Annotated in this window: 23 protein-coding genes and 1 pseudogene; 17 read left to right on the top strand and 7 right to left on the bottom strand. The window is 63.8% G+C overall.

The annotated features are described in order from the left end of the window. The first annotated feature begins 8 nt into the window (after positions 1–8). Together NKH35_RS13810 and NKH35_RS13815 are read left to right on the top strand one after the other, a co-directional pair. Complete coding sequence (locus NKH35_RS13810; RefSeq protein WP_023687129.1) at positions 9–470, top strand: RT0821/Lpp0805 family surface protein; 462 nt, start codon at positions 9–11, stop codon at positions 468–470. A gap of 124 nt (positions 471–594) precedes the next feature. Continuing rightward, positions 595–1,524 (top strand): DnaJ C-terminal domain-containing protein, encoded by a 930-nt coding sequence (locus NKH35_RS13815; protein ID WP_352914942.1) that lies wholly within the window; start codon positions 595–597, stop codon positions 1,522–1,524. Between the two features lie 19 nt (positions 1,525–1,543). Here the strand turns inward: NKH35_RS13815 and NKH35_RS13820 are convergent, their stop codons facing one another. Beyond that, the gene (locus tag NKH35_RS13820) at positions 1,544–2,179 is read right to left on the bottom strand and encodes a TetR/AcrR family transcriptional regulator (RefSeq protein WP_352914944.1); all 636 of its coding nucleotides are present in this window, start codon (positions 2,177–2,179) and stop codon (positions 1,544–1,546) included. Between the two features lie 187 nt (positions 2,180–2,366). On the opposite strand from NKH35_RS13820, the gene mddA reads away from it, so the two are divergent. The 3 genes from mddA to NKH35_RS13835 all read left to right on the top strand — a co-directional run bounded on the left by mddA (position 2,367) and on the right by NKH35_RS13835 (position 4,781). Next, the gene (gene mddA / locus NKH35_RS13825; RefSeq protein WP_023702030.1) at positions 2,367–3,101 is read left to right on the top strand and encodes a methanethiol S-methyltransferase; all 735 of its coding nucleotides are present in this window, start codon (positions 2,367–2,369) and stop codon (positions 3,099–3,101) included. 224 nt (positions 3,102–3,325) lie between these two features. Then, positions 3,326–4,147, top strand: a complete 822-nt coding sequence (fabI, locus tag NKH35_RS13830) for an enoyl-ACP reductase FabI (protein WP_352760765.1) — start codon at positions 3,326–3,328, stop codon at positions 4,145–4,147. A 46-nt stretch (positions 4,148–4,193) separates the two neighbouring features. Beyond that, a complete protein-coding gene (locus NKH35_RS13835) occupies positions 4,194–4,781 on the top strand; it encodes a histidine phosphatase family protein (RefSeq protein WP_352914946.1) in 588 nt (195 codons plus the stop codon). Positions 4,782–4,865: 84 nt separating this feature from the next. On the opposite strand, the gene NKH35_RS13840 is transcribed toward NKH35_RS13835, so the two are convergent. After that, a complete protein-coding gene (locus NKH35_RS13840) occupies positions 4,866–5,120 on the bottom strand; it encodes a DUF1344 domain-containing protein (RefSeq protein ID WP_023685405.1) in 255 nt (84 codons plus the stop codon). Between the two features lie 183 nt (positions 5,121–5,303). Here NKH35_RS13840 and aroC point away from each other — a divergent pair, with 183 nt between their 5' ends. After that, on the top strand, positions 5,304–6,419 hold the full coding sequence (aroC, locus tag NKH35_RS13845) for a chorismate synthase (RefSeq protein ID WP_352914948.1): 1,116 nt from the start codon (positions 5,304–5,306) through the stop codon (positions 6,417–6,419). A gap of 73 nt (positions 6,420–6,492) precedes the next feature. After that, positions 6,493–7,593, top strand: coding sequence for a 3,4-dihydroxy-2-butanone-4-phosphate synthase (gene ribB, locus NKH35_RS13850; protein WP_023668438.1), 1,101 nt, complete (start codon positions 6,493–6,495; stop codon positions 7,591–7,593). 319 nt (positions 7,594–7,912) lie between these two features. Here the strand turns inward: ribB and NKH35_RS13855 are convergent, their stop codons facing one another. Then, a complete protein-coding gene (locus tag NKH35_RS13855; RefSeq protein ID WP_352914950.1) occupies positions 7,913–9,136 on the bottom strand; it encodes an MFS transporter in 1,224 nt (407 codons plus the stop codon). Positions 9,137–9,254: 118 nt separating this feature from the next. Here NKH35_RS13855 and NKH35_RS13860 point away from each other — a divergent pair, with 118 nt between their 5' ends. The 8 genes and pseudogenes from NKH35_RS13860 (at position 9,255) to NKH35_RS13895 (ending at position 15,874) form a co-directional block, all read left to right on the top strand. After that, on the top strand, positions 9,255–9,863 hold the full coding sequence (locus NKH35_RS13860; protein WP_023708733.1) for a TetR/AcrR family transcriptional regulator: 609 nt from the start codon (positions 9,255–9,257) through the stop codon (positions 9,861–9,863). A gap of 94 nt (positions 9,864–9,957) precedes the next feature. Further along, complete coding sequence (locus tag NKH35_RS13865) at positions 9,958–10,941, top strand: hypothetical protein (RefSeq protein WP_352914953.1); 984 nt, start codon at positions 9,958–9,960, stop codon at positions 10,939–10,941. Positions 10,942–11,012: 71 nt separating this feature from the next. After that, positions 11,013–11,939 (top strand): histone deacetylase family protein, encoded by a 927-nt coding sequence (locus NKH35_RS13870; RefSeq protein WP_023747548.1) that lies wholly within the window; start codon positions 11,013–11,015, stop codon positions 11,937–11,939. Positions 11,940–11,942: 3 nt separating this feature from the next. Next, positions 11,943–12,194 carry an exodeoxyribonuclease VII small subunit gene (locus NKH35_RS13875; RefSeq protein ID WP_023668433.1) on the top strand — a complete coding sequence of 84 codons (252 nt, stop codon included), beginning with the start codon at positions 11,943–11,945 and terminating at the stop codon, positions 12,192–12,194. A 38-nt stretch (positions 12,195–12,232) separates the two neighbouring features. Next, positions 12,233–12,499: a DUF2277 domain-containing protein gene (locus NKH35_RS13880; protein WP_023668432.1), complete on the top strand. Its 267-nt coding sequence runs from the start codon at positions 12,233–12,235 to the stop codon at positions 12,497–12,499. A gap of 10 nt (positions 12,500–12,509) precedes the next feature. Next, positions 12,510–13,429, top strand: a pseudogene (locus NKH35_RS13885) (pirin family protein). A gap of 101 nt (positions 13,430–13,530) precedes the next feature. After that, a complete protein-coding gene (gene dxs / locus NKH35_RS13890) occupies positions 13,531–15,444 on the top strand; it encodes a 1-deoxy-D-xylulose-5-phosphate synthase (protein WP_023732098.1) in 1,914 nt (637 codons plus the stop codon). Between the two features lie 145 nt (positions 15,445–15,589). Beyond that, positions 15,590–15,874 (top strand): hypothetical protein, encoded by a 285-nt coding sequence (locus NKH35_RS13895; RefSeq protein WP_023668429.1) that lies wholly within the window; start codon positions 15,590–15,592, stop codon positions 15,872–15,874. Here NKH35_RS13895 and NKH35_RS13900 read toward each other — a convergent pair. After that, positions 15,871–16,272: a GFA family protein gene (locus NKH35_RS13900; RefSeq protein ID WP_023687142.1), complete on the bottom strand. Its 402-nt coding sequence runs from the start codon at positions 16,270–16,272 to the stop codon at positions 15,871–15,873. The genes NKH35_RS13895 and NKH35_RS13900 overlap by 4 nt on opposite strands. 146 nt (positions 16,273–16,418) lie before the next feature. Between NKH35_RS13900 and NKH35_RS13905 the strand changes: the two genes are divergently transcribed. Together NKH35_RS13905 and NKH35_RS13910 are read left to right on the top strand one after the other, a co-directional pair. After that, positions 16,419–17,213, top strand: a complete 795-nt coding sequence (locus tag NKH35_RS13905; protein ID WP_023732097.1) for a TlyA family RNA methyltransferase — start codon at positions 16,419–16,421, stop codon at positions 17,211–17,213. Beyond that, entirely contained in the window at positions 17,210–18,445 is a 1,236-nt protein-coding gene (locus tag NKH35_RS13910; protein ID WP_352711119.1) for a class I SAM-dependent RNA methyltransferase, read from the top strand. Before NKH35_RS13905 ends, NKH35_RS13910 begins: the two co-directional genes overlap by 4 nt. A gap of 66 nt (positions 18,446–18,511) precedes the next feature. Here NKH35_RS13910 and NKH35_RS13915 read toward each other — a convergent pair whose 3' ends face one another. From NKH35_RS13915 to tldD, 3 genes are all read right to left on the bottom strand, one after another. After that, positions 18,512–18,901 (bottom strand): type II toxin-antitoxin system VapC family toxin, encoded by a 390-nt coding sequence (locus NKH35_RS13915; protein WP_352914997.1) that lies wholly within the window; start codon positions 18,899–18,901, stop codon positions 18,512–18,514. Further along, entirely contained in the window at positions 18,888–19,163 is a 276-nt protein-coding gene (locus tag NKH35_RS13920; protein ID WP_081725433.1) for an AbrB/MazE/SpoVT family DNA-binding domain-containing protein, read from the bottom strand. Before NKH35_RS13920 ends, NKH35_RS13915 begins: the two co-directional genes overlap by 14 nt. Positions 19,164–19,242: 79 nt before the next feature. Next, on the bottom strand, positions 19,243–20,655 hold the full coding sequence (gene tldD, locus NKH35_RS13925; RefSeq protein ID WP_023738485.1) for a metalloprotease TldD: 1,413 nt from the start codon (positions 20,653–20,655) through the stop codon (positions 19,243–19,245). Positions 20,656–20,727 lie beyond the last annotated feature (72 nt).

Consider the following 20,727-nt stretch of genomic DNA (forward strand, 5'->3'; position numbering starts at 1 on the left):
GTTGCCGATTGTCGCGTATCGCGCAAGCTTTTGACAGCGGGCAATGGAGCGTTATCGCTTCGGCCAGTTCGAAAGCCGTGATCGTGATTATCGCCCTGCCGCTTGCCGCCTGCGGCGCCGGCGGCTTCAGCCTGGAAAAGGCCGAGGTCGATCGTTCCATCGTCACCTCAAGCGCGCCGGCCAGGGTGACATCGACGGACGCCGACAGCGCTTCCGACCAGACCACGATCGGCAATGCGGTGTCTTCGGCCGACATCGAGGAGCTTCGCGGCCAGGCCGTGCCGTGGGCGAATGCCGACACCGGCTCGCGGGGCTCCATCACCGAACTCGCCGAAGTGCAGGACAACGGCCAGGCCTGCCGCAGCTTTACCGCCTCGCGCGAAAGCTTCGACGGCGTCGCTTTGTTCAAGGGGCAATTGTGCATCGCCGCGGCCGGCGGCTGGCACATGCAGGACTTCAAACCGCTCTGATTTTCGAGGTTTGCGGGCATCGCAATTTCAACCCTCGATAAGCCTGCGCGCCACTGGAATTTCTTCCTATGGGAGCGCATATAAGGGCCAACGTGGATTTAACTCATTTTCCAGGGCAGGACGCATGCGCGACCCCTATGAGGTGCTGGGCGTTGCCAAGAACGCATCGGCCAAGGACATAAAATCGGCTTACCGCAAGCTCGCCAAGAAGTATCATCCGGACCAGAATCCGAATGATCCCAAGGCCAAGGACCGTTTTGCCGCCGCCAATCAGGCCTATGAGGTCGTCGGCGACGAGAAGAACCGTGCGGCCTTCGACCGCGGCGAGATCGACGCCGACGGCAAGCCGAAATTCCAGGGCTTCGAGGGCGCAGCCGGCGGCGGTGATCCGTTTGGTGACTTCCGCCGCCAGCAGGGCGCCGGCGGCTCGCGCTTCGAATTCCGATCCGGGCGTCCGGGCGGCGATCCGTTCGACGGCAACAGCGATATCTTCAGCCAGATTTTCGGCGACGCCTTTTCAGGCGCGCGTGGCGCCGGAACAGGCGACCGCCGCCAGCAGGCGACCGCCGCCGATCTCAACGTCACGCTCGACGTCACCATCGAGGAGATAGCGACCGCCGAAAAGGTGACGGCGATGTTCCCCGACGGCCGCAAGATTGCGGTCAAGCTGCCGGTCTATGTCGAGGACGGACAGACCATCCGGCTGAAGGGCCAGGGCGAGCAGGGGCCGGGACAGCCGGGCGATGCGCTGGTCAAGATCCGTATCCGCAGGCACCCGCGCTACCGCATCGAGGGCCGTGACCTGCATGCCGATCTGGAGGTAGCGTTGGCCGACGCGGTGCTGGGCGCCAAGGTGCCGGTCGACACGCCGACCGGCAGGCTGGCGGTCAACATTCCGGCTTGGTCGAGCTCCGATAAGGTGCTGCGCCTGAAGGGCAGGGGCTTGCCGGAAAAGGCGGGTGGCCATGGCGATCTCTACGCCCATGTCCGCATCATGCTACCGGAAGGCGGCGACAGCGAACTCGAAGCGCTGATGCGCAGCCGCAAAGGCTGACGCGGCCCGACTTGGCTGGCTAGCTGCCGGGCGCTGCTTCCTCCATCCGCCGGATGGTTTCGCCGAAGCGGCGCAACGCCTGCCGCACCGGGACATGCGGGCTCTCGATCTCAAGCAGGATCATCGTCTCGCTGCCGAGGAAGGCGGCGCTGACCAGGCTGGTTACTTCGGCGGCGGAGAATGGCCCGAGGCCGCCGAACCGCCGCTCCGCCTCTTGCGCCAGTCCGTCCAGCAGTTCGAACCAGCCGCGCAGGTCGCGGCGCACCGCCTTGGCGATCTCGGGGCTCGACAGGCTTGCCGCGATCATCTCGTGCAGGATCCGGACATAGCCGGACGCCAGATCATCGTCGAGGAAATCGCAAGCGCGCTCCCAGCGTTGCCACAGCGGCATCGGTGCCGCAAAAGTCTCCGCCTGGCGCTTCAGCAGGCCCTCGTTCAGATGGTCGAGCAGGGCCAGGAACAGCCGTTCCTTGGAGCCGAAATGGTAATGGATCTGGCTGAGCGGAACGCCGGCGATCTCGGCAACGCGGCGCGTCGACAGATCGGCATAACCGCCTCGATGGACGCATAACTCGGCAGCCGAAATCAGTTCGGCGCGCGTGTCGCGCTTTTGCTTGTTCTGCGGCGGGGTAACGGCTTCGGCAGCGTCCGTCATGCGGCGTGGCTGCCGCTGGTAGCGGTGCAATCTGGGCGGATCATAGCTTCTCCTGTCGGGGGCTGGACGTCCCTCCACTCTATCTCGGTCGAGCGACCGATCAAGTTGACTCGTCAGAGAATTTATGGTTTTTGACACTGAATTCGGTCGACCGACCGAATCCTGATGCTTGCATGGAGGGGCAGTCATGGCGGGCGTAATCACCCTTATCTACGGCGTTGCCGCATACCTGATTTTTCTCGGTTCGTTTCTCTATGCGGTCGGTTTCGTCGGCAACATGGTCGTGCCGAAATCGATCGATTCCGGAGTCGCTGGAAGTCCGGTCGAAGCCGTCATCGGCAATGCACTGCTGCTCGGCCTTTTCGCCGCCCAGCACAGCATCATGGCGCGGCCGGTTTTCAAGCGCTGGTGGACACGGATTGTCCCGCACGCGGCCGAACGCAGCACCTATGTGCTTTTGGCCAGCCTCATCCTGCTGCTGCTCTACTGGCAATGGCGGCCGATTCCCGGTCTCGTCTGGACGGTCGAGAACCCGGTCTGGGTCGCCGTCATCCATGGCGTGTTCTGGCTCGGCTGGGCGGTATTGTTGACCAGCACCTTTCTGATCAACCATTTCGAACTGTTCGGCCTGCGCCAGGTTCTCGCCGCTTTGCGCAAGAGCGAACCGGCGCCGCCCGTGTTCAGGACGCCGCTGTTCTACAAATGGGTCCGGCACCCGCTCTATGTCGGCTTCCTCCTGGCCTTCTGGGCGACGCCGTCCATGACATGGGGCCATCTCCTGTTCGCGGTGGGCAGCACCGGCTACATCTTGCTCGGCATCTTCCTCGAGGAACGCGATCTCGTCGCGATGTTCGGCGATCAGTACCGAAGCTACCGCAAGCAGGTGGGAATGCTCATTCCCTGGCGCAAAATGGCTGGATAGGGCCGATGCGTTGCCGGCCAGCCGATTCGGCTGGTCGGCCGGGCCTGGGCCATCAAGGCGCGCTGGCCGCAGTGAGGCGTTCAAATCTCACAACAACCTTATTATCCCCCATTCGTTGTCACGCCGAGTGTCTGAATTGAACGCGCGCCCCGTCTGTGCTTGATGCGCCTTTCTGCCTGTGCGATAGGCACTCCAAAGCAGAAAACCTTTCGGAGAGCGCTGACATGGCGGGTGGACAGGGCCTAATGGCCGGCAAGCGCGGGCTTATACTGGGCGTCGCCAACAACAGATCGATTGCCTACGGCATCGCCAAGGCCTGCGTCGACCATGGCGCCGAGATCGCGCTGACCTATCAGGGCGAGGCGTTCAAGAAGCGCGTCGAGCCGCTGGCTGCGGAATTGGGCGCCTTTGTCGCCGGTCATTGCGATGTCACTGATCCGGCGAGCCTCGACGAGGTGTTTGCCAATGTCGCTAGGCATTGGGGCGGCAAGCTCGACTTCCTCGTCCATGCCATCGCCTTTTCCGACAAGGACGAGTTGACCGGACGCTATGTCGAGACGACGCGCGACAATTTCCTGCGCACCATGGACATTTCGGTCTATTCCTTCACCACCATCGCCAAGCGCGCCGAAGCGCTGATGACCGATGGCGGCTCGCTGCTGACGCTGACCTATTATGGCGCCGAAAAGGTTATGCCGCATTACAACGTCATGGGTGTCGCCAAGGCAGCGCTCGAAGCCAGCGTGCGCTATCTCGCCGTCGACCTCGGCGGCAAGAAGATCCGCGTCAACGCTATCTCGGCCGGGCCGATCAAGACCTTGGCTGCTTCGGGCATCGGCGACTTCCGCTACATTTTGAAGTGGAACGAATACAATTCGCCGCTCAAGCAGACCGTCACCCAGGAAGAAGTCGGCGATTCCGCCGTCTATTTCCTGTCGGACCTGTCGCGTGGCGTCACCGGCGAGGTGCACCATGTCGATTCCGGCTATCACGTCGTCGGCATGAAGTCGGTCGACGCGCCGGATATTTCGACCGTCAAGGAATAGCTCTGCCGCGGTTTCCGCCTGCCTGTCCTGATTTCCGGAAGACCTGATGGTTCCGCTCGTCTACATCGTGCGCCATGGCCAGACGCAGTGGAATGCCGAGTCGCGGCTGCAGGGCCAGGCCGACACCGATCTCAACGCACTCGGCCGCGAGCAGGCGACCCGCAATGGGCGGCGGCTGGCCGAGCTGATCCAGAACCCTGAGGATTTCGACTTTGTCGCCAGTCCGATGAAGCGGACGCGCGAGACGATGCAGCGGCTACGCTTGGCGATGCAACTCGATCCCGATGCCTACCGCACCGACCCGCGTCTGGTCGAGGTGCACTTTGGCGACTGGCAGGGCTTTACCTATGCCGAACTCGATACGCGAATGCCGGGCTCGGCGAAGGCGCGACGGCGCAACAAATGGAATTTCCAGCCGCCGGGCGAGGGCGCCGAAAGCTACCAGATGCTGCTCGAACGGGTGAAGCCGTGGTTCGACGCGCTCGACCGCCAGACGGTCTGCGTCACGCATGGTGGCGTCGTGCGGACCCTGTTTCGGATGGTCAAGGGTGTTTCCGAACACGAAGCGGCAAACCTGGAAGTGCGGCAGGACCGGGTGCTCAGGCTGCAGGACGGGCGTCTGGATTGCCTTTAGGTTCGAGCAGATAAAAACAGGACGACCGTCCTGTTTATCCGGGCAGGGCTCCGCCGAGCGGCAAGGGCCTGTGCGATGTCGGTGTTACTCGGTGTCGGGCAGTTCCATGTCGGTGACGACGTTCTCGCCATTCGTCACGTCATAGGCAATGACGATATCCATGCCCGGTTTCAGCGAATCGAGATCGGTCTCGGCGTTGAGCTTGAAGGACTTACCGTCCTCCAGCGTCAGCGTCAGCGCGTCCTTGTCGACCTTCTTGATCAGGCCTTCGGTCTGGCCGGCATAGGCGGCGGTGGAAATCAGCAACATGGCGGCAGCAGCGCCAATCAGGGTACGCATCGTCGTCCTCTTTGTCATTGCGCCTGCACGGATGGCGGCGAGCTTTCAACGGGCGGATGGAAGAGAGCAGAAACCAACCGAATGTGTCAAAACTAAAACCGCCGGATCACAGTTTGACCGCTGTGGAAAACGCCAATAGAACGCACCTTTGATCCGGTCCGCTGCCGGGCAGGGCTAAAATTCATGTCTCACAACACGTTCGGCCATCTCTTCCGCGTCACCACCTGGGGCGAAAGCCATGGCCCGTCGCTCGGCTGCGTGGTCGATGGCTGCCCGCCCGGCATCCGCTTCACACGGCAAGAGATACAGGCCGAACTCGACAAGCGCCGTCCCGGCCAGTCGCGTTTTGTGACCCAGCGCCGCGAACCGGACGAGGTGAACGTGCTATCCGGCTTCATCCTCGACGAGGACGGCGAGACGATGATCACCACCGGCACGCCCGTCTCGATGCTGATCGAGAATGTTGACCAGCGCTCCAAGGACTATGGCGAGATTGCCCGCCAGTACCGTCCCGGCCACGCCGACTACACCTATGAAGTCAAATACGGCGTGCGCGACCATCGCGGCGGCGGTCGTTCCTCGGCGCGCGAGACGGCCGCTCGCGTGGCGGCCGGCGCCTTGGCGCGCAAGGTGGTGCCCGGAATGGTGGTGCGCGGCGCGCTGGTCTCGATGGGCGAAAAATCGATCGACCGCGCCAACTGGAACTGGAATTTCATCGGTGACGCCGAAAACCCGTTCTTCACCCCCGATCCGGCCTCGGTTCCGGTCTTCACCAGCTATCTCGACGGCATCCGCAAATCCGGCTCCTCGGTGGGCGCGGTTATTGAAATCATCGCCGACGGCGTGCCAGCCGGCCTTGGCGCGCCGATCTATGCCAAGCTCGACCAGGACATCGCGTCCGGCCTGATGTCGATCAACGCCGTCAAGGGCGTCGAGATCGGCAACGGCTTCGAGGCCGCGCGCATCACCGGCGAACAGAATGCCGACGAGATGCGCATCGGCAATGACGGCAAGCCGGTCTTCCTGTCCAACAATGCCGGCGGCATTCTGGGCGGCATCTCGACCGGCCAGGCGATCGTCGCCCGGTTCGCCGTCAAGCCGACCTCGTCGATCCTGACGCCGCGCAAATCCATCGACAAGGACGGCAACGACGTCGACGTCATGACCAAGGGCCGCCACGATCCCTGCGTCGGCATCCGTGCCGTGCCGATCGGCGAAGCCATGGTTGCCTGCGCCATCGCGGACCATTATCTGCGGCACCGGGGACAGACAGGCCGGGGATTAGGCAGTAGGGATTAGGCAATAGGCCAGCCCGTCCTTCCTTCCCTAACTCCTACTGCCCAACCCTATTCCCTGCGAGCGAAGCGAGCCAATGCCATACGATCAGAAGAAAATCGTCGAAGCCATCCGCGCCTTCGAACGCGGCGAGATCGTCGTCGTCATGGACGATGACGGGCGTGAGAACGAGGGCGACCTGATCGTTGCCGCCGTGCATTGCAGCCCGGAGAAAATGGCCTTCATCATCCGTCACACCTCCGGCATCGTCTGCACGCCGATGCCGCGCGAGGAGGCCAAGCGGCTCAATCTGCAGCCGATGGTCGCCGACAATGATTCCGCCCACACCACGGCCTTTACCGTCAGCGTCGATTTCAAGCATGGCACCACCACCGGCATTTCGGCCGAGGACCGCACGCTGACCGTGCGCAACCTGGCCAACGGCAATGTCGGCGGTTCGGATTTCGTCCGGCCCGGCCACATCTTCCCGCTGATCGCTAGGGAAGGCGGCGTGCTGATGCGCTCGGGCCATACCGAAGCCGCGGTCGATCTCTGCAAGCTTGCCGGCCTGCCGCCAGTCGGCGTGATCTCGGAGCTGGTCAATGACGACGGCACCGTCAAGCGCGGCCCGCAGGTTGCGAGCTTTGCCGAGGAACACGGCCTCAAGCAGGTCTCGGTCGCCGACCTCATCGCCTACCGGCAGCGCAAGGAAACGCTGGTCGAACGCGTCGCCTGCTCCGAAATCGACACACTCGGCGGCAAGGCACAGGTCTTCACCTACACGCTGCCCTGGGATTCCATGCACCATGTCGCGGTCGTTTTCGGCGACATCCGTGACGGCGAGGACGTGCCGGTGCGGCTGCATTCCGAGGATGTGGTGACCGACGTGTTCGGCACCAGCCACCGGCTCGACGCCATTATGAAGGCGATGGGCGAACGCAAGCGCGGCGTCATCGTTTACCTCCGAGAGGGTTCGGTCGGCGTCGCCCATCAGGAGCGCAACCGGCCGATGAGTGCCGACCGTGAGGACCACGAAGAGGCCCGCCGCCGTGAGAACGAGTGGCGAGAAATCGGCCTCGGCGCCCAGATCCTGAAGGACCTCGGCATTTCCTCGATCAACCTGATCGCCTCGCGCGAGCGCCACTATGTCGGGCTTGAAGGCTTTGGGATTCACATCGCGAAAACTGAGATTATCTAGTTTCTCAGGTGGATGGCGCGTCGGAAGGATTGCGCGGGCAGGTCACATGCGTTTGTGATTGGCCGAAGCCTTTCCGCGGTCGTCATCCTATGGCGAAGCAAGGAGCGAAGCGACGCGGCGCAGACATAGGACCCATGCCGCGACTTCGACGCGTTGCAACGGTGCAGAATTCTGCTCCGCTGCACCCTTCGGTCAAGGTAATGGAATGGGTCCTCGGGTCTGCGCTTCGCTTCGCGTCGCTCCGTGATGACGACGCCAGAGGCCTCACCTAATTCCGAACGTTTGCGGTGGTCTCCAAAGCGAACGTCAGGCCGCGTCCTTACTCCGCGGGAACGGCGGCCGCGTCGCATCCGTCCAGCTCGCATGTGTGGGTGGCCAGGCTGCGCTGGCCCAGCAACACCGTGACCAATGCGATGACGCCGGCCGCCACCGAGACCCAGAACCCGTTGCGGGCGCCGAATTCATCCACCACCGCACCGGCGGCAAACGAACCGAGCGCCATGCCGATGCCGATGCCTGTCATCACCCAGGTGATGCCTTCGGTCAGCATCGCTTCCGGCACGTGGCGTTCGATCAGGCCGAAGGCAGTGATGAAGGTTGGCGAGATCGCCACGCCGCTGATGAAAACGGTCAGCGCCAGCAGCGGCACCGTGTCGGCGGTGAGCGGCAGCAATGTGCCGAGCGCAACGAGGGCGACCGCGAGGGCCAACTGGCGCTGCAGCGCCGCTTTCAGGTTGAGCGCACCGACGACGAGGCCGAGCACGAACGATCCCAGCGCATAGACGCCGATGACGAGGCTGGCGGCGCCCGGCTGGCCGAGTTCCTTGGTGATCGCCACCGTGCTCACTTCCGTCGTCGCGAAGGTGGCGCCGACGAAGATCAGGGCGAAGGTGATGATCTGCACCGGCCGCAAGCGGATTGCCGAGCCGCTGGAGACATGGTCCACCGGCCGCACTTGCGGTTCGGTCGAGCGCTGCAGGATGAAGGCGGTCGAGCCAAGGGCGAGGAACAGCGTGCTCACCAGGACGCCGGCTTCGGGGAAGAGCGCGGCGCTCAAGCCTACCGACAGCGACGCGCCGGCGATATAGACCAGTTCGTCCGCCGCCGACTCGAAGGCGAATGCGGTGTTCATTTGTGGCCGACCGCGGAAAATCTCGGTCCAGCGCGCACGCACCATGGCCGGCATGCTGGGCATGGCGGCGGCCGCCAGCGCCGACAAGAACAGCGTCCACACCGGCCAGTCCTGATTGGCTGCGGCAATCAGCACCGCGAAGGCGAGCACGGTGAGGATGGTGGTCGGAACCACGATCCGCGTCTGGCCAAGGCGATCGACCAGCCGTGATATCTGCGGCGCCACGAAAGCGTTGCTCAGCGCGAATGTCGCCGAGACAGCTCCCGCCAGCCAGTATTCGCCGCGCGTCTGCGACAGCATGGCCACGATGCCGATCGGCGCCATGGCGATCGGCAGCCGCGCGAGGAAGCCCGCGGCGGCAAACCCCTTGGCTCCAGGGGCACGAAAGATTTCTGAGTATGGGTTTTGCATGGCTGGTTCCTCGACAAAGGCCAATTCGACAATTACATACGATGCGTATGAATATAGGTAGTCGATACGCCGCGTATGTCAATTGGCATACGAAACGTATGTGAACAAGGCCAGAACCATGCACAGACCCCGCAAGGAGATGATTGCCGAAACGCGCGCCAAGCTGATCACGGCGGCCCGCCACGCTTTCGGCACGATCGGCTATGCCGACGCGTCGATGGACGACTTCACCGCCTCGGCCGGGCTGACGCGCGGTGCGCTCTATCATCATTTCGGCGACAAGAAGGGCCTGCTGCAGGCCGTCATCGCCGAAATCGATGGCGAGATGGCCGTCCGCATCCATGAGATTGCGTCGCGGGCGCCAAGCCGCTGGCAGCGTTTCGTCGACGAATGCACGACCTATATCGAGATGGCGCTGGAGCCGGAAATCCAGCGCATCATGTTTCGCGACGGTCCGGCTGTGCTCGGCGATCCGGCGCAATGGCCGAACGCCAATGCCTGCGTCGGCTCGATGACCGATCATCTGACGGCTCTGCAGCAGGAGGGGGTGGTCGTCCCCGGCGTCGACCCCGAAACCGCCGCCCGGCTGATCAACGGCGCCAGCAGCCAGGCGGCGCAGCGCATCGCCAATTCGAACGACCCCGAAGCGACGTCGAAGACCGTGGTGGCAGCCTTCCAGCAACTGCTTGAAGGCCTTCTCAAAAAACAGGGTTCGCAGCCGGCCTGAAATCTGGTCGGCCGAGACCCGGCATTTGCCGAGATTGACAATTCCCGGCCCGGGTTCATCCTCGCCGTCCATCTCTGAGGGGAGATTCGGGCGCATGTGGGATTTCGAAATCGGCAGGTCGGTGTCCATCATGATCAGGACATGGCCATTCATCGTCTTTCGCATGATCGTCTATTTCGGCATCACGCTCGCCTATATCGTGGCGACCGGCAGCGGCGCCTCCGTCGGCTATGGCGTCGGCCATGTCTCCACCGATCCCGACGGGCCGCTTTCCTTTGCGCTCTGGGGCGGCATCGTCGGCATCGGCGTCGTTTCGATCGCGCTGTACTGGATCCGCGAATACATCCTCTATGTCGTCAAGGCCGGCCATATCGCCGTCATGGTGCATCTGATCGACGGCCGCGAGATTCCCAATGGCCAGGACCAGATCGCCTACGCCAAGGATGTGGTGAAGGAACGTTTCGCCGAGGCCAACATCCTTTTCGTGCTCGACCAGCTGGTCAAGGGCGCCATCCGCGCCATCACCGGCCTGATCGGCGGCATCGCCGCCTTCCTGCCCATTCCGGGCCTCGGCGGCCTGGTCGCTTTCATCAATACGGTGATCCGCCTGTCGCTGACCTATGTCGACGAGATCATCCTCGGCTACAATATCCGCATCAACTCGTCCTCACCCTTCGAAACCGCCCGGCAAGGCGTCGTGCTCTATGCCCAGAACGGCAAGACCATGGTCAAGAACGTGGTCTGGCTGGCTGTCATCATGTGGGGCGTGTCCTTCGTCATCTTCCTTTTGATGCTGGCGCCGGCCGCCGCCATCATGTGGTTCATACCGGGGCAGCTCGGCGGCTGGGCCTTCGTGCTCGCCGTCCTCCTTGCCTGGGCCTTCAAGGCGGCCTTCATCGAACCCTTCGCCATCGCCTGCCTGATGCAGGTCTATTTCAAGACCATCGAAGGCCAGGTGCCGAACGCCGAATGGGACCAGCGGCTGGCCGAGGCGTCGTCCAAGTTCAGGGAACTAAGGGATAAGGCGCTGGCTTCCTTCGGCGGCTCGCGCTGGACGCAGCCGGCGCCCGGGGTGTAATCCCTGTTGAACGTCGGGGCGGTGCGGCGTCAAACCATGGTCAAAACGGCCGGGCGCGCCTATATCGGGTCATGGTCACCAGGCTCTACACCCATCCGATCTTCCTCGAACATCTGACGCCCCCCGGTCATCCGGAGCGGCCTGACCGCTTGCGCGCTATCGAGCGCGTGCTCGACGACGAGGCCTTCACCGCACTCGATCGGGTAACGGCGCCGCAAGGCGACGAGGCCACCATTCTCTACGCCCACCCCGAGGATTTCGTCGCCCGCGTCCGCGCCGCGATCCCTGAGAGCGGCATCGCTTCGATCGACGCCGACACCAGCGCCAGCCCGAAAAGCTGGCAGGCGGTGGTCACCGCCATCGGTGCGGCCAACGCCGCCGTCGACGACGTCTTCGAGGGCCGCGTCGCCAATGCCTTCGTCGCCTCACGTCCGCCCGGCCACCACGCCGAAAAGACCACGGCGATGGGCTTTTGCCTGTTCAACACCGCGGCGATTGCCGCGCGTTATGCGCAAAAGAAACACGGCGCCGAGCGCGTCGCTATCGTCGATTGGGATGTCCATCACGGCAACGGCACGCAGGACATCTTCTGGGACGATCCCTCGGTGCTCTATTGTTCGACGCACCAGATGCCGCTCTATCCCGGCACCGGCGCCAAGAGCGAAACCGGCGCCGGCAACATCGTCAACGCCCCGCTGGCGCCGCAGACCGGCTCGGACATGTTTCGCGATGCCTTGCTGTCGCGCGTCCTGCCGGCGCTCGACAATTTCGCGCCCGATCTGATCATCATTTCCGCAGGCTTCGACGCTCACCATCGCGACCCGCTGGCCGAGATCAACCTCAGCGAGGATGATTTCGACTGGGCGACAGGCCAGTTGCTGGAACGCGCCGGGCGCCACAGCGGCAACCGGCTCGTCAGCCTGCTTGAGGGCGGCTACGATCTGCAGGGACTGGCATTTTCGGTCGCCGCCCATGTCGGGCGGCTGATGAAGGGGTAAAGTATGGCTGGCGAAGCAAATGAAGACGTGAAGGCGATGAGCTTCGAGCAGGCACTCGACGCGCTGGAAAAGATCGTCGATGATCTGGAACGCGGCGACGTGCCGCTCGACCAATCGATCAAGATCTATGAGCGCGGCGAGGCGCTGAAGGCCCATTGCGACCGGCTGCTGAAGGCGGCCGAAGACAAGGTCGAGAAGATCAGGCTGTCGCGTGATGGCAAACCGGTGGGAACGGAGCCGCTCGACGCGGAGTAGTGGAATGGGGCGGGCATAAAGCAGATAGGAGTTCAAGCATGTGCAGAAACATCAAGACCCTGTTCAATTTCGAGCCGCCGGCGACCCATGACGAGATCCGCGACGCCGCCCTTCAATTCGTGCGCAAACTGAGCGGAACGACGCGCCCCTCGCAGCGCAACCAGGCAGCCTTCGACCGTGCCGTCGAGGCGATCGCCGAATCGGCGCATGAATTGCTGCATTCGCTGGAAACCACGCATCATCCGCGCAATCGTGAAGAGGTGGCGGCCAAGGCAAAAGCCAAATCGGCGCTCCGCTTCGCCTGAGGACATCCAGATGAGTTTCTTCCCCGGCAAGGACCCTGAGCCTGGCGATGCCTTCGCCAGCGACCAGATCGAGCTCATGGTCATTCCAAACGCCAAGGATATTGGCGGCTTCCAGGTTCGCCGCGCTCTGCCGACGGCAAAGCGGCGGCTGGTTGGTCCCTTCATCTTCTTCGACCGCATGGGGCCGGCCATCTTGCGCGCCGGGCAGGCGATGGATGTGCGCCCGCACCCCATATCGGGCTTTCCACCGTCACCTATCTGTTCGACGGCAATATCAGGCACCGCGATTCACTCGGCACCGAGATGGTCATCCAGCCGGGCGACGTGAATTTGATGACCGCCGGCCGCGGTATCGTCCATTCCGAGCGCACGCCCGAAGAACTGCGCGGCGCGCCAATGTCGGTCTCCGGCCTGCAGACATGGCTGGCTTTGCCCGACGGCAAGGAGGAAGTGGCGCCGGTGTTCGAGAACACGGCCGCGCTCCTTCTGCCCGAGATCGATGCCGAAGGTGTTTCCGGCCGCGTGGTGATCGGCGATTTCCAGGGACTGCGCTCGCCGGTAAGAGCCGATACCGAGACGCTCTACGCCGATTTGCGCCTGGCGCCCGGCGCCAGCGTCAAAATTCCCGCCGACGCCGAGGAACGCGCCATCTACACGCTGGACGGCGATGTCTCGATCTCGGGCGACCGCTTTCCGGCCGAACGGCTTTTGGTGTTCCGGCCTGGCGACGAGATCGTCGTGTCGTCGGAGCGTGGCGCCCATTTCATGCTCTTCGGCGGCGCTTCGCTCGGCTCCCCGCGCCACATCTGGTGGAACTTCGTCTCGTCGTCGAAGGAACGCATCGAACAGGCCAAGCAGGAATGGAAGACGGGCCGCTTCGATATCGTTCCCGGAGATGAGGAAGAGTTCATTCCGTTACCGGACAATTAACGTCAGCATCACCCGCGTCACTGACACGCATTTACATTCCGGCGACGCAGGCATATTTCGCCATGATCGACGCGCATTATAGCTGAGCAGGCCCTTTAACAGTGAACGCAACGCTGCATACGCCGCTTCTCGACAAGGTCCGCATTCCAGCCGACCTGAAGAAGCTTGACGAAAGCGAGCTGCCGCAGCTGGCCTCGGAGCTGCGCGCCGAGCTGATCGATGCCGTCTCGCATACGGGCGGGCATCTCGGCGCCGGCCTCGGTGTCGTCGAACTGACGGTGGCGCTGCACTATGTCTTCAACACGCCGGAAGACCGCGTGATCTGGGATGTCGGCCACCAGGCCTATCCACACAAGATCCTGACCGGCCGCCGCGACCGCATCCGAACGCTCAGGCAAGAAGGCGGCCTGTCTGGCTTCACCCGTCGCGCCGAGAGCGAATACGACCCGTTCGGCGCCGCGCACTCTTCGACCTCCATTTCCGCCGGCCTCGGCATGGCCATGGCGCGCGACCTCTCGGGCGGCCACAACAATGTCATTGCCGTCATCGGCGACGGCGCCATGTCCGCCGGCATGGCCTATGAAGCCATGAACAATGCCGGCGCGCTTGATGCTCGCCTGATCGTGATCCTGAACGACAACGACATGTCGATCGCGCCGCCGACCGGCGCCATGAGCGCCTATCTGGCCCGGCTCGCGTCGGGCAAGACCTATCTTGGGCTGCGCGATTTCGGCAAGAAGCTGACCTCCTATCTCGGCAAACGCGCCGATCGCGCCATCAAGCGGGCGGTCGAGCATGCGCGCGGCTACGTCACCGGCGGCACGCTGTTCGAGGAGCTCGGCTTCTACCACATCGGCCCCATCGACGGCCACAATCTCGAGCATCTGATCCCGGTGCTGAAGAACGTCCGCGACCATGCCGACGGCCCGGTGCTGATCCATGTCGTGACCCAGAAGGGTAAGGGCTACGCGCCGGCTGAGGCCGCGGCCGACAAATATCACGGCGTCAACAAGTTCGACGTCATCACCGGCGCGCAGACCAAGGCCCCGGCCAATGCGCCGGCCTACACCAAGGTGTTCGCCGAGAGCCTGGTCCAGGAGGCCCGCCTGGACGACCGCATCGTCGCCGTCACCGCCGCCATGCCGAACGGCACTGGCCTCGATTTGTTCGGCGAGGCGTTTCCGACCCGGACCTTCGATGTCGGCATTGCCGAGCAACATGCCGTGACCTTCGCCGCCGGCCTGGCCAGCGAGGGCTACAAGCCCTTCGCCGCCATCTATTCGACCTTCCTGCAGCGCGCCTACGATCAGGTCGTCCATGACGTGGCGATCCAGAAACTGCCGGTGCGTTTCCCGATCGACCGCGCCGGTTTCGTCGGCGCCGACGGCGCCACTCATTGCGGCGCCTTCGACACCACCTTCCTGGCGACGCTGCCGGGCTTCGTGGTGATGGCGGCTGCCGACGAGGCGGAGCTTCGCCACATGGTGCGCACCGCCGCCTATTATGACGAAGGCCCGATCGCCTTCCGCTATCCGCGCGGCAATGGCGTCGGCGTCGACATGCCGGAGCGCGGCTCGGTGCTCGAAATCGGCAAGGGCCGCATCGTCAGGGAAGGCACCAAGGTGGCGCTTCTGTCCTTTGGCACAAGACTGCAGGACTGTCTTCTGGCGGCCGAGGAACTCGGCGCGGCCGGATTGTCGACAACGGTTGCGGATGCCCGTTTCGCCAAGCCGCTCGACGAGGATTTGATCCGCCGTCTTGCCCGCTCGCACGAAGTGCTGGTGACGGTGGAAGAGGGCGCTGTCGGCGGTTTCGCCAGCCACGTGCTGCAGTTCCTCGCCCATGAAGGCTTGCTGGAAAGCGGTCTGAAAGTTCGGCCGCTGGTGCTGCCGGACGAGTTCACCGACCACGCCAAGCCGGAAAAAATGTATGCCGATGCCGGGCTCGACGCGGCCGGCATCGTGCGCACCGTGTTCGTCGCGCTCGGCCATTCCGCGCGCGCGCAGCGCGCCTGAATCAAACCTCACGCAGCTGAAGCAGTTGCCTGTGCAAGCCTAACACTTTGTTAACGCTTCTCTTTGGCGTTTCGCTTACCTTCTCTTTTGGCCGTTTTTCAACGCCGCCCTGCTAGAACTGCCTCCAGGCAGGGAGTTAAAAACAATGCGAACGCTTCTGTGCGGCGCGGCCCTTTTGGCCGTCATCGCCGCGCCGGCCATGGCCGAGACGCGCTATGACCGCAAGCTCGAACAGGCGGTGGCAGGCATCGTCGCCCGCAAGATGGGCGATATCAGGGGCGCTTTTTCCTACAAGCAGGTGCCGCAGCTTGTCGTCGTGCCGGACGCACCAGTCGTTGCTGTCGAGCGCCCGCGCAAGCAGGCTTCAGATGACGGAAGCGACGGCCTGATGCCGGCCGTTGAACGGCAGGTCTCACGGACGATCTTCTAAAACCACATATCGCGCACGCAGCGCCCATCGCGCGGCAGGTCGTCATAAGTGTCCAGCCCGTCGAAATGGTCGATCGGCAGGTCGGCGACCGCCTCCGGCGGCGCCAGCCTGACATTGACGGCGATACGCGTGCGGCCGCTGTCGCTGCGGCGCAAACCGCGCCAGGCAAGCACACAGGCACATGTCGGGCAAAACAGGATTTCCAGCGACGGCGTCTCCTTGCCGGCGCGGGTGTAGGACTGCACAGGCCCCGCAAGCCGGATACGCTCGTCGACAAAGTCATAGGCCCAGAGCGTGCCATAGCGGCGGCAAAGCGTGCAATTGCAGGCCGTGATCGGGCCGGGATCGCCTTCCAGGGTCCAGTGGGCGGCGCCGCAATGGCAGGTTCCCGTCAGCATTCGTCTTCCTCCGCATTGCCTGAGCCTCTACATCTTGCCGGACTGGCTGCGATATTCAACCGGGCGGACTGGCTTGCGGCCCGGGTCTCGACGTCCTCCCATGCCAATGTCCTTGCCTTCGCGGCCGGCTTTCGCCATGAAGGCCGATGAACTCCCCTCTGCCAGCCAGCACACGCCAGCGGCTCGACGAATTGCTCGTCCAGCGCGGCCTGTTTGCGAGCCGCTCGCGCGCCCGCGACGCGGTCGAGCGCGGCACCGTGACGGTCGACGGCGTGGTCGCCCGCAAGCCCGGCCAGACGGTTCTGCCGCACTGTCTCATCGTCATCGACGATCCGGCGCAGGGTTATGTCTCACGCGCGGCGCTGAAGCTGATCGCCGGGCTCGACCATTTCAGTCTCGATCCTGCGGGTAGTGAAGCTCTCGATATCGGCGCCTCGACCGGCGGCTTCACCCAGGTGCTGCTCGAACGCGGCGCGGCCCATGTCACTGCCGTCGATGTCGGCCACGGCCAGATGCATCCCGGTGTCTCGTCCGACCCGCGCGTCACCGTGATCGAGGGCCTCAACGCTCGCGAGCTCACGGCTGCCGATCTCGGCGGCCGCATCCCGGATTTCATCGTCTCCGACGTCAGCTTCATCTCGTTGAAACTGGCGATGCCACCGGCGTTGGCATTGGCACGGGACGGCGCTCGTGCGGTGTTTCTGGTCAAGCCGCAATTCGAGGCCGGCCGCGAGGCAATCGGCAAGGGCGGTCTGTTGAAAGACCCTTATGACGCTGCCCGTGTGGCCGGCTTGCTGCAGGAATGGCTCGAAGGCGTCCCTGGCTGGCGTACATTGGGTCTGCACATGTCGCCGATCGAAGGCGGGGACGGCAACCGCGAATTCCTGCTTGCCGGGATCAAGGATGCCGGGATCAAGGATGCCGGGACCAAGGACCGATGAGCACGGGCTTCACCATCAAGAGACTGGGTTCGCAGGGCGACGGCGTCGCCGAGACGGAAACCGGCGAGCTGTTCATTCCCTTCACCCTGCCCGGCGAGACCGTCACCGCCGCGCGCGAGAGGGATCGCGCCATGCTGATGGCGGTATTGGAGACGTCGCCGCTGCGTATCGATCCGGCCTGCCGGCATTTCACCGAATGCGGCGGCTGCGCCGTCCAGCATCTGCAAGCCGACGCTTACCAGCAATGGAAACGCGACAAGGTCGTGCACGCCTTGAAAGGCATTGCCGGCGACATCGGCGCCCTGGTGCCGTGTGCGCCACACACACGCCGCCGCGTCGTGCTTGCCGCCAGGCGCGCCGACACAGGCATGCTGCTTGGCTTCCATCGCCATCTGTCGCCGGAAATCATCCCCATCGAGGAATGTCCGATCTCACTGCCGGAGATCGTTGCCGCGCTCGATCGCTTGCGATCAGTCGCCGACCTGGTTTGCGCCACCACCAAATCGTTCCGGATGGCGGTCACTGTGACGGGCTCGGGGCTTGACGTCGCTGTCTATGAGTCGGGCAAGCTGGGCGAGAACCAGCGCCGGGTCGCCTCCAACTTCATCATGGCCAATGGCTTTGCCCGGCTTTCGATCGACGACGAGATTGTCATCGAGCCGAAAAAGCCGGTGGTCATGTTCGGCACCGTCGCTGTCGCCATACCGCCTGGCGCCTTCCTGCAGGCAACGCAAGCCGCCGAGCAGACGATGGCCGATATCGTTGGCGGACACCTGAAACGGGCCAGGAAAGTCGCCGATCTTTTCGCCGGCTGCGGCAGCTTTGCGCTTCGGCTGGCGGCCAAATCCGAAGTCCACGCGGTCGAAGGCGACGCGGCAGCCCTTTCGGCGCTCGACCGCGGATCGCGCTTCGCCACCGGCCTGAAGCGGGTAACCGGCGAACGCCGCGACCTGTTCCGGCGGCCGCTGACGTTCAAGGAGCTGAATGCTTTCGATGGCGTCGTCTTCGACCCGCCGCGCGCCGGCGCCGAGGACCAGTCGAAGCAGATCGCCCGCTCGGATGTGCCGTTCGTCGCCGCCGTCTCCTGCAATCCGGTGACGCTGGCACGCGACCTGCGCATCCTGATCGACGGCGGCTACATCTTGAAGAGCGTCACGCCCATCGACCAGTTCCTGTGGTCGCCGCATGTCGAGGCCGTGGCGCTGCTGGAGAAGCCGAAACGGCGACGTTAATCCGCCGATTTTCACAAGGCCGTGCTTGAGTTTGCCGCCCCCCGCAAGACGTAGCCGGCTGGCAAACTAGCCTTCGCGAACGCTTTCGTACCCGGCCGCTTGTGCGGCCTTGATGAACTTACGGTCGAAGGACACAAATGCTGAGCAGTGCGAGGACTTGCCCAGATGGAGCGCATCGGCGAAATCCATTCCCGTCTCGGCTAGATCGACCGCGGAAGAGACGATCGCAGCATCCTCTATCTCGACAGTGGGAAGCCCGCCGAACACCCGCAGTGCATTGACGATCGAGGCCTGATCATAACCATAGCCGCTGCGCAGCACCCACTCAGCCTCCAGGATCACCGTGACGGCGACGAAAACGGGCTGACCGTCGATCAGCCGCCGGGCTCGCGGGGACTGCTCGGGATCGTCGTTCGTCAGATACCTGACGAAAACGTTGGTATCAATCGCGAGCATGGCGCCGCCGTGCTTCAGCAAGGACGGCCGCGTCCATCTCCTCCAAGGTCTTCGGTCTGCCACTGTGCGGCAGGACACCAAAGACATCTTCTGGTCGTGTCGGGGCAAAGGCAGGCGCCGGTCTCAAAAGTACACCGTCCGGTGTGTCTTCGACCTGCAGGCGCGTGCCCGCGCCCCAGTCCCTCCGTTTGCGGATAGCGCTGGGCAGGATGACTTGTCCCTTGGTCGAGACGGTCGTTATAAGCTTTTCTATTGCACCCATTGCGGTATTACCCTTGTGTAAGACAAAGGTAAGATATCCCTGTGAGGGGAACTATTCAAGCCCGCCGACGTCTCCTCGCTCAAACCCTGGTGCCGCCGACCGTCATCTGGTTCATCCTGAGATGCGGCTGGCCGACGCCGACCGGCACGCCTTGTCCGGCCTTGCCGCACATGCCGATGCCGGTGTCGAGTTTCATGTCGTTGCCGATCATCGAAACGCGGTGCATGGCGTCCGGTCCGTTGCCGATCAGCATGGCGCCCTTGATCGGCTGCGTCACCTTGCCATTTTCGATCATGTAGGCCTCGGTGCAGCCGAACACGAACTTGCCCGAGGTGATGTCGACCTGGCCGCCGCCGAAGGATACGGCATAGATGCCGTTCTTGACCGAGGCGATGATCTCGTCCGGCTCCATGTCGCCTGCCGTCATATAGGTGTTGGTCATGCGCGGCATCGGCTGGTGCGCATAGCCTTCGCGCCGGCCGTTTCCCGTGGCTTTCATGCCCATCAGCCGGGCGTTCTGGCGGTCCTGCATGTAGCCGACAAGCTTGCCGTCCTCGATCAGCACATTGCGGGCCGAAGGCGTGCCTTCATCGTCGACGGTCAGCGAACCCCGCCGCTCCGGCATGGTGCCGTCATCGACCACGGTAACGCCCTTGGCGGCGACCTGCTGGCCGAGCAGGCCGGCAAAGGCGGAGGTCTTCTTGCGGTTGAAGTCGCCCTCCAGCCCGTGGCCGACGGCTTCGTGCAGCATCACGCCCGGCCAGCCGCTGGACAAAACGATGTCGAACGTTCCGGCCGGCGCGGGAATGGCTTCGAGATTGACCAGCGCCTGCCTGAGGGCCTCCCTGGCAGCATGCTTCCAGGCGTCCTCGACCAGGAACTCGCCGAACGCCTTGCGCCCGCCCATGCCATAGGAGCCGCTTTCCTGGCGGTCGCCGTCGCCGACGACGACGGAAACGTTGATGCGGACCAGCGGGCGGATGTCGCGCACGATCTGGCCGTCGGCGCGCACGATCTCGACATGCTGCCAGGACGCCGCGAGCGAGGCCGTCACCTGGCGCACGCGCGGGTCCTCGGCACGCAGCCATGCGTCGATCTCCTGCAACAGCTTGGCCTTGACCTCGAAGGAAGGCGAGGGGATCGGGTTCTCCTCGCCATAGAGATGGCGGTTGGTGCGCGCGGGTGCCGCGGCAAGCGTGCCGGAATAGCCGCCCTTGACGGTCGAGACCGCGTCGGCGGCGCGCAGCAGCGACGCCTCCGAAAGATCGCTGGAATGGGCGTAGCCGCTGGCCTCGCCGGCCACGGCGCGCAGGCCAAAACCCTGGTCGGTGTTGAAATTGGCGGTCTTCAGCCTGCCATTGTCGAACATCAGCGCTTCGCTCTCGCTGTATTCGAGGAACAGTTCGCCATCATCGGCGCCGTTCAGTGTGTCGGCGACGATCCGCTTGATGCGATCGTCTGAAATGTCGAATTGGCCGGTCAGGCTGTTCATGGCAGGTCCGCTCACAAGAGGAATGGTGTTGCCACGATGTAGGCGCGAAGACGCGCCTGCACAATCCGCAAT

Origin of the sequence: Mesorhizobium sp. M1143 (assembly GCF_040318435.1) — a bacterium.
Taxonomy (GTDB): domain Bacteria; phylum Pseudomonadota; class Alphaproteobacteria; order Rhizobiales; family Rhizobiaceae; genus Mesorhizobium.

What these genes read in the sequence shown, in the direction of transcription:
- NKH35_RS13815 (WP_352914942.1), top strand. Translation starts at nt 595, where the DNA reads ATGCGCGACCCCTATGAGGTGCTGGGCGTTGCCAAGAACGCATCGGCC.
- NKH35_RS13820 (WP_352914944.1), bottom strand. Translation starts at nt 2,179, where the DNA reads ATGACGGACGCTGCCGAAGCCGTTACCCCGCCGCAGAACAAGCAAAAG.
- mddA (WP_023702030.1), top strand. Translation starts at nt 2,367, where the DNA reads ATGGCGGGCGTAATCACCCTTATCTACGGCGTTGCCGCATACCTGATT.
- fabI (WP_352760765.1), top strand. Translation starts at nt 3,326, where the DNA reads ATGGCGGGTGGACAGGGCCTAATGGCCGGCAAGCGCGGGCTTATACTG.
- NKH35_RS13835 (WP_352914946.1), top strand. Translation starts at nt 4,194, where the DNA reads ATGGTTCCGCTCGTCTACATCGTGCGCCATGGCCAGACGCAGTGGAAT.
- NKH35_RS13840 (WP_023685405.1), bottom strand. Translation starts at nt 5,120, where the DNA reads ATGCGTACCCTGATTGGCGCTGCTGCCGCCATGTTGCTGATTTCCACC.
- aroC (WP_352914948.1), top strand. Translation starts at nt 5,304, where the DNA reads ATGTCTCACAACACGTTCGGCCATCTCTTCCGCGTCACCACCTGGGGC.
- ribB (WP_023668438.1), top strand. Translation starts at nt 6,493, where the DNA reads ATGCCATACGATCAGAAGAAAATCGTCGAAGCCATCCGCGCCTTCGAA.
- NKH35_RS13855 (WP_352914950.1), bottom strand. Translation starts at nt 9,136, where the DNA reads ATGCAAAACCCATACTCAGAAATCTTTCGTGCCCCTGGAGCCAAGGGG.
- NKH35_RS13860 (WP_023708733.1), top strand. Translation starts at nt 9,255, where the DNA reads ATGCACAGACCCCGCAAGGAGATGATTGCCGAAACGCGCGCCAAGCTG.
- NKH35_RS13865 (WP_352914953.1), top strand. Translation starts at nt 9,958, where the DNA reads ATGTGGGATTTCGAAATCGGCAGGTCGGTGTCCATCATGATCAGGACA.
- NKH35_RS13870 (WP_023747548.1), top strand. Translation starts at nt 11,013, where the DNA reads ATGGTCACCAGGCTCTACACCCATCCGATCTTCCTCGAACATCTGACG.
- NKH35_RS13875 (WP_023668433.1), top strand. Translation starts at nt 11,943, where the DNA reads ATGGCTGGCGAAGCAAATGAAGACGTGAAGGCGATGAGCTTCGAGCAG.
- NKH35_RS13880 (WP_023668432.1), top strand. Translation starts at nt 12,233, where the DNA reads ATGTGCAGAAACATCAAGACCCTGTTCAATTTCGAGCCGCCGGCGACC.
- NKH35_RS13895 (WP_023668429.1), top strand. Translation starts at nt 15,590, where the DNA reads ATGCGAACGCTTCTGTGCGGCGCGGCCCTTTTGGCCGTCATCGCCGCG.
- NKH35_RS13900 (WP_023687142.1), bottom strand. Translation starts at nt 16,272, where the DNA reads ATGCTGACGGGAACCTGCCATTGCGGCGCCGCCCACTGGACCCTGGAA.
- NKH35_RS13905 (WP_023732097.1), top strand. Translation starts at nt 16,419, where the DNA reads ATGAACTCCCCTCTGCCAGCCAGCACACGCCAGCGGCTCGACGAATTG.
- NKH35_RS13910 (WP_352711119.1), top strand. Translation starts at nt 17,210, where the DNA reads ATGAGCACGGGCTTCACCATCAAGAGACTGGGTTCGCAGGGCGACGGC.
- NKH35_RS13915 (WP_352914997.1), bottom strand. Translation starts at nt 18,901, where the DNA reads ATGCTCGCGATTGATACCAACGTTTTCGTCAGGTATCTGACGAACGAC.
- NKH35_RS13920 (WP_081725433.1), bottom strand. Translation starts at nt 19,163, where the DNA reads ATGGGTGCAATAGAAAAGCTTATAACGACCGTCTCGACCAAGGGACAA.
- tldD (WP_023738485.1), bottom strand. Translation starts at nt 20,655, where the DNA reads ATGAACAGCCTGACCGGCCAATTCGACATTTCAGACGATCGCATCAAG.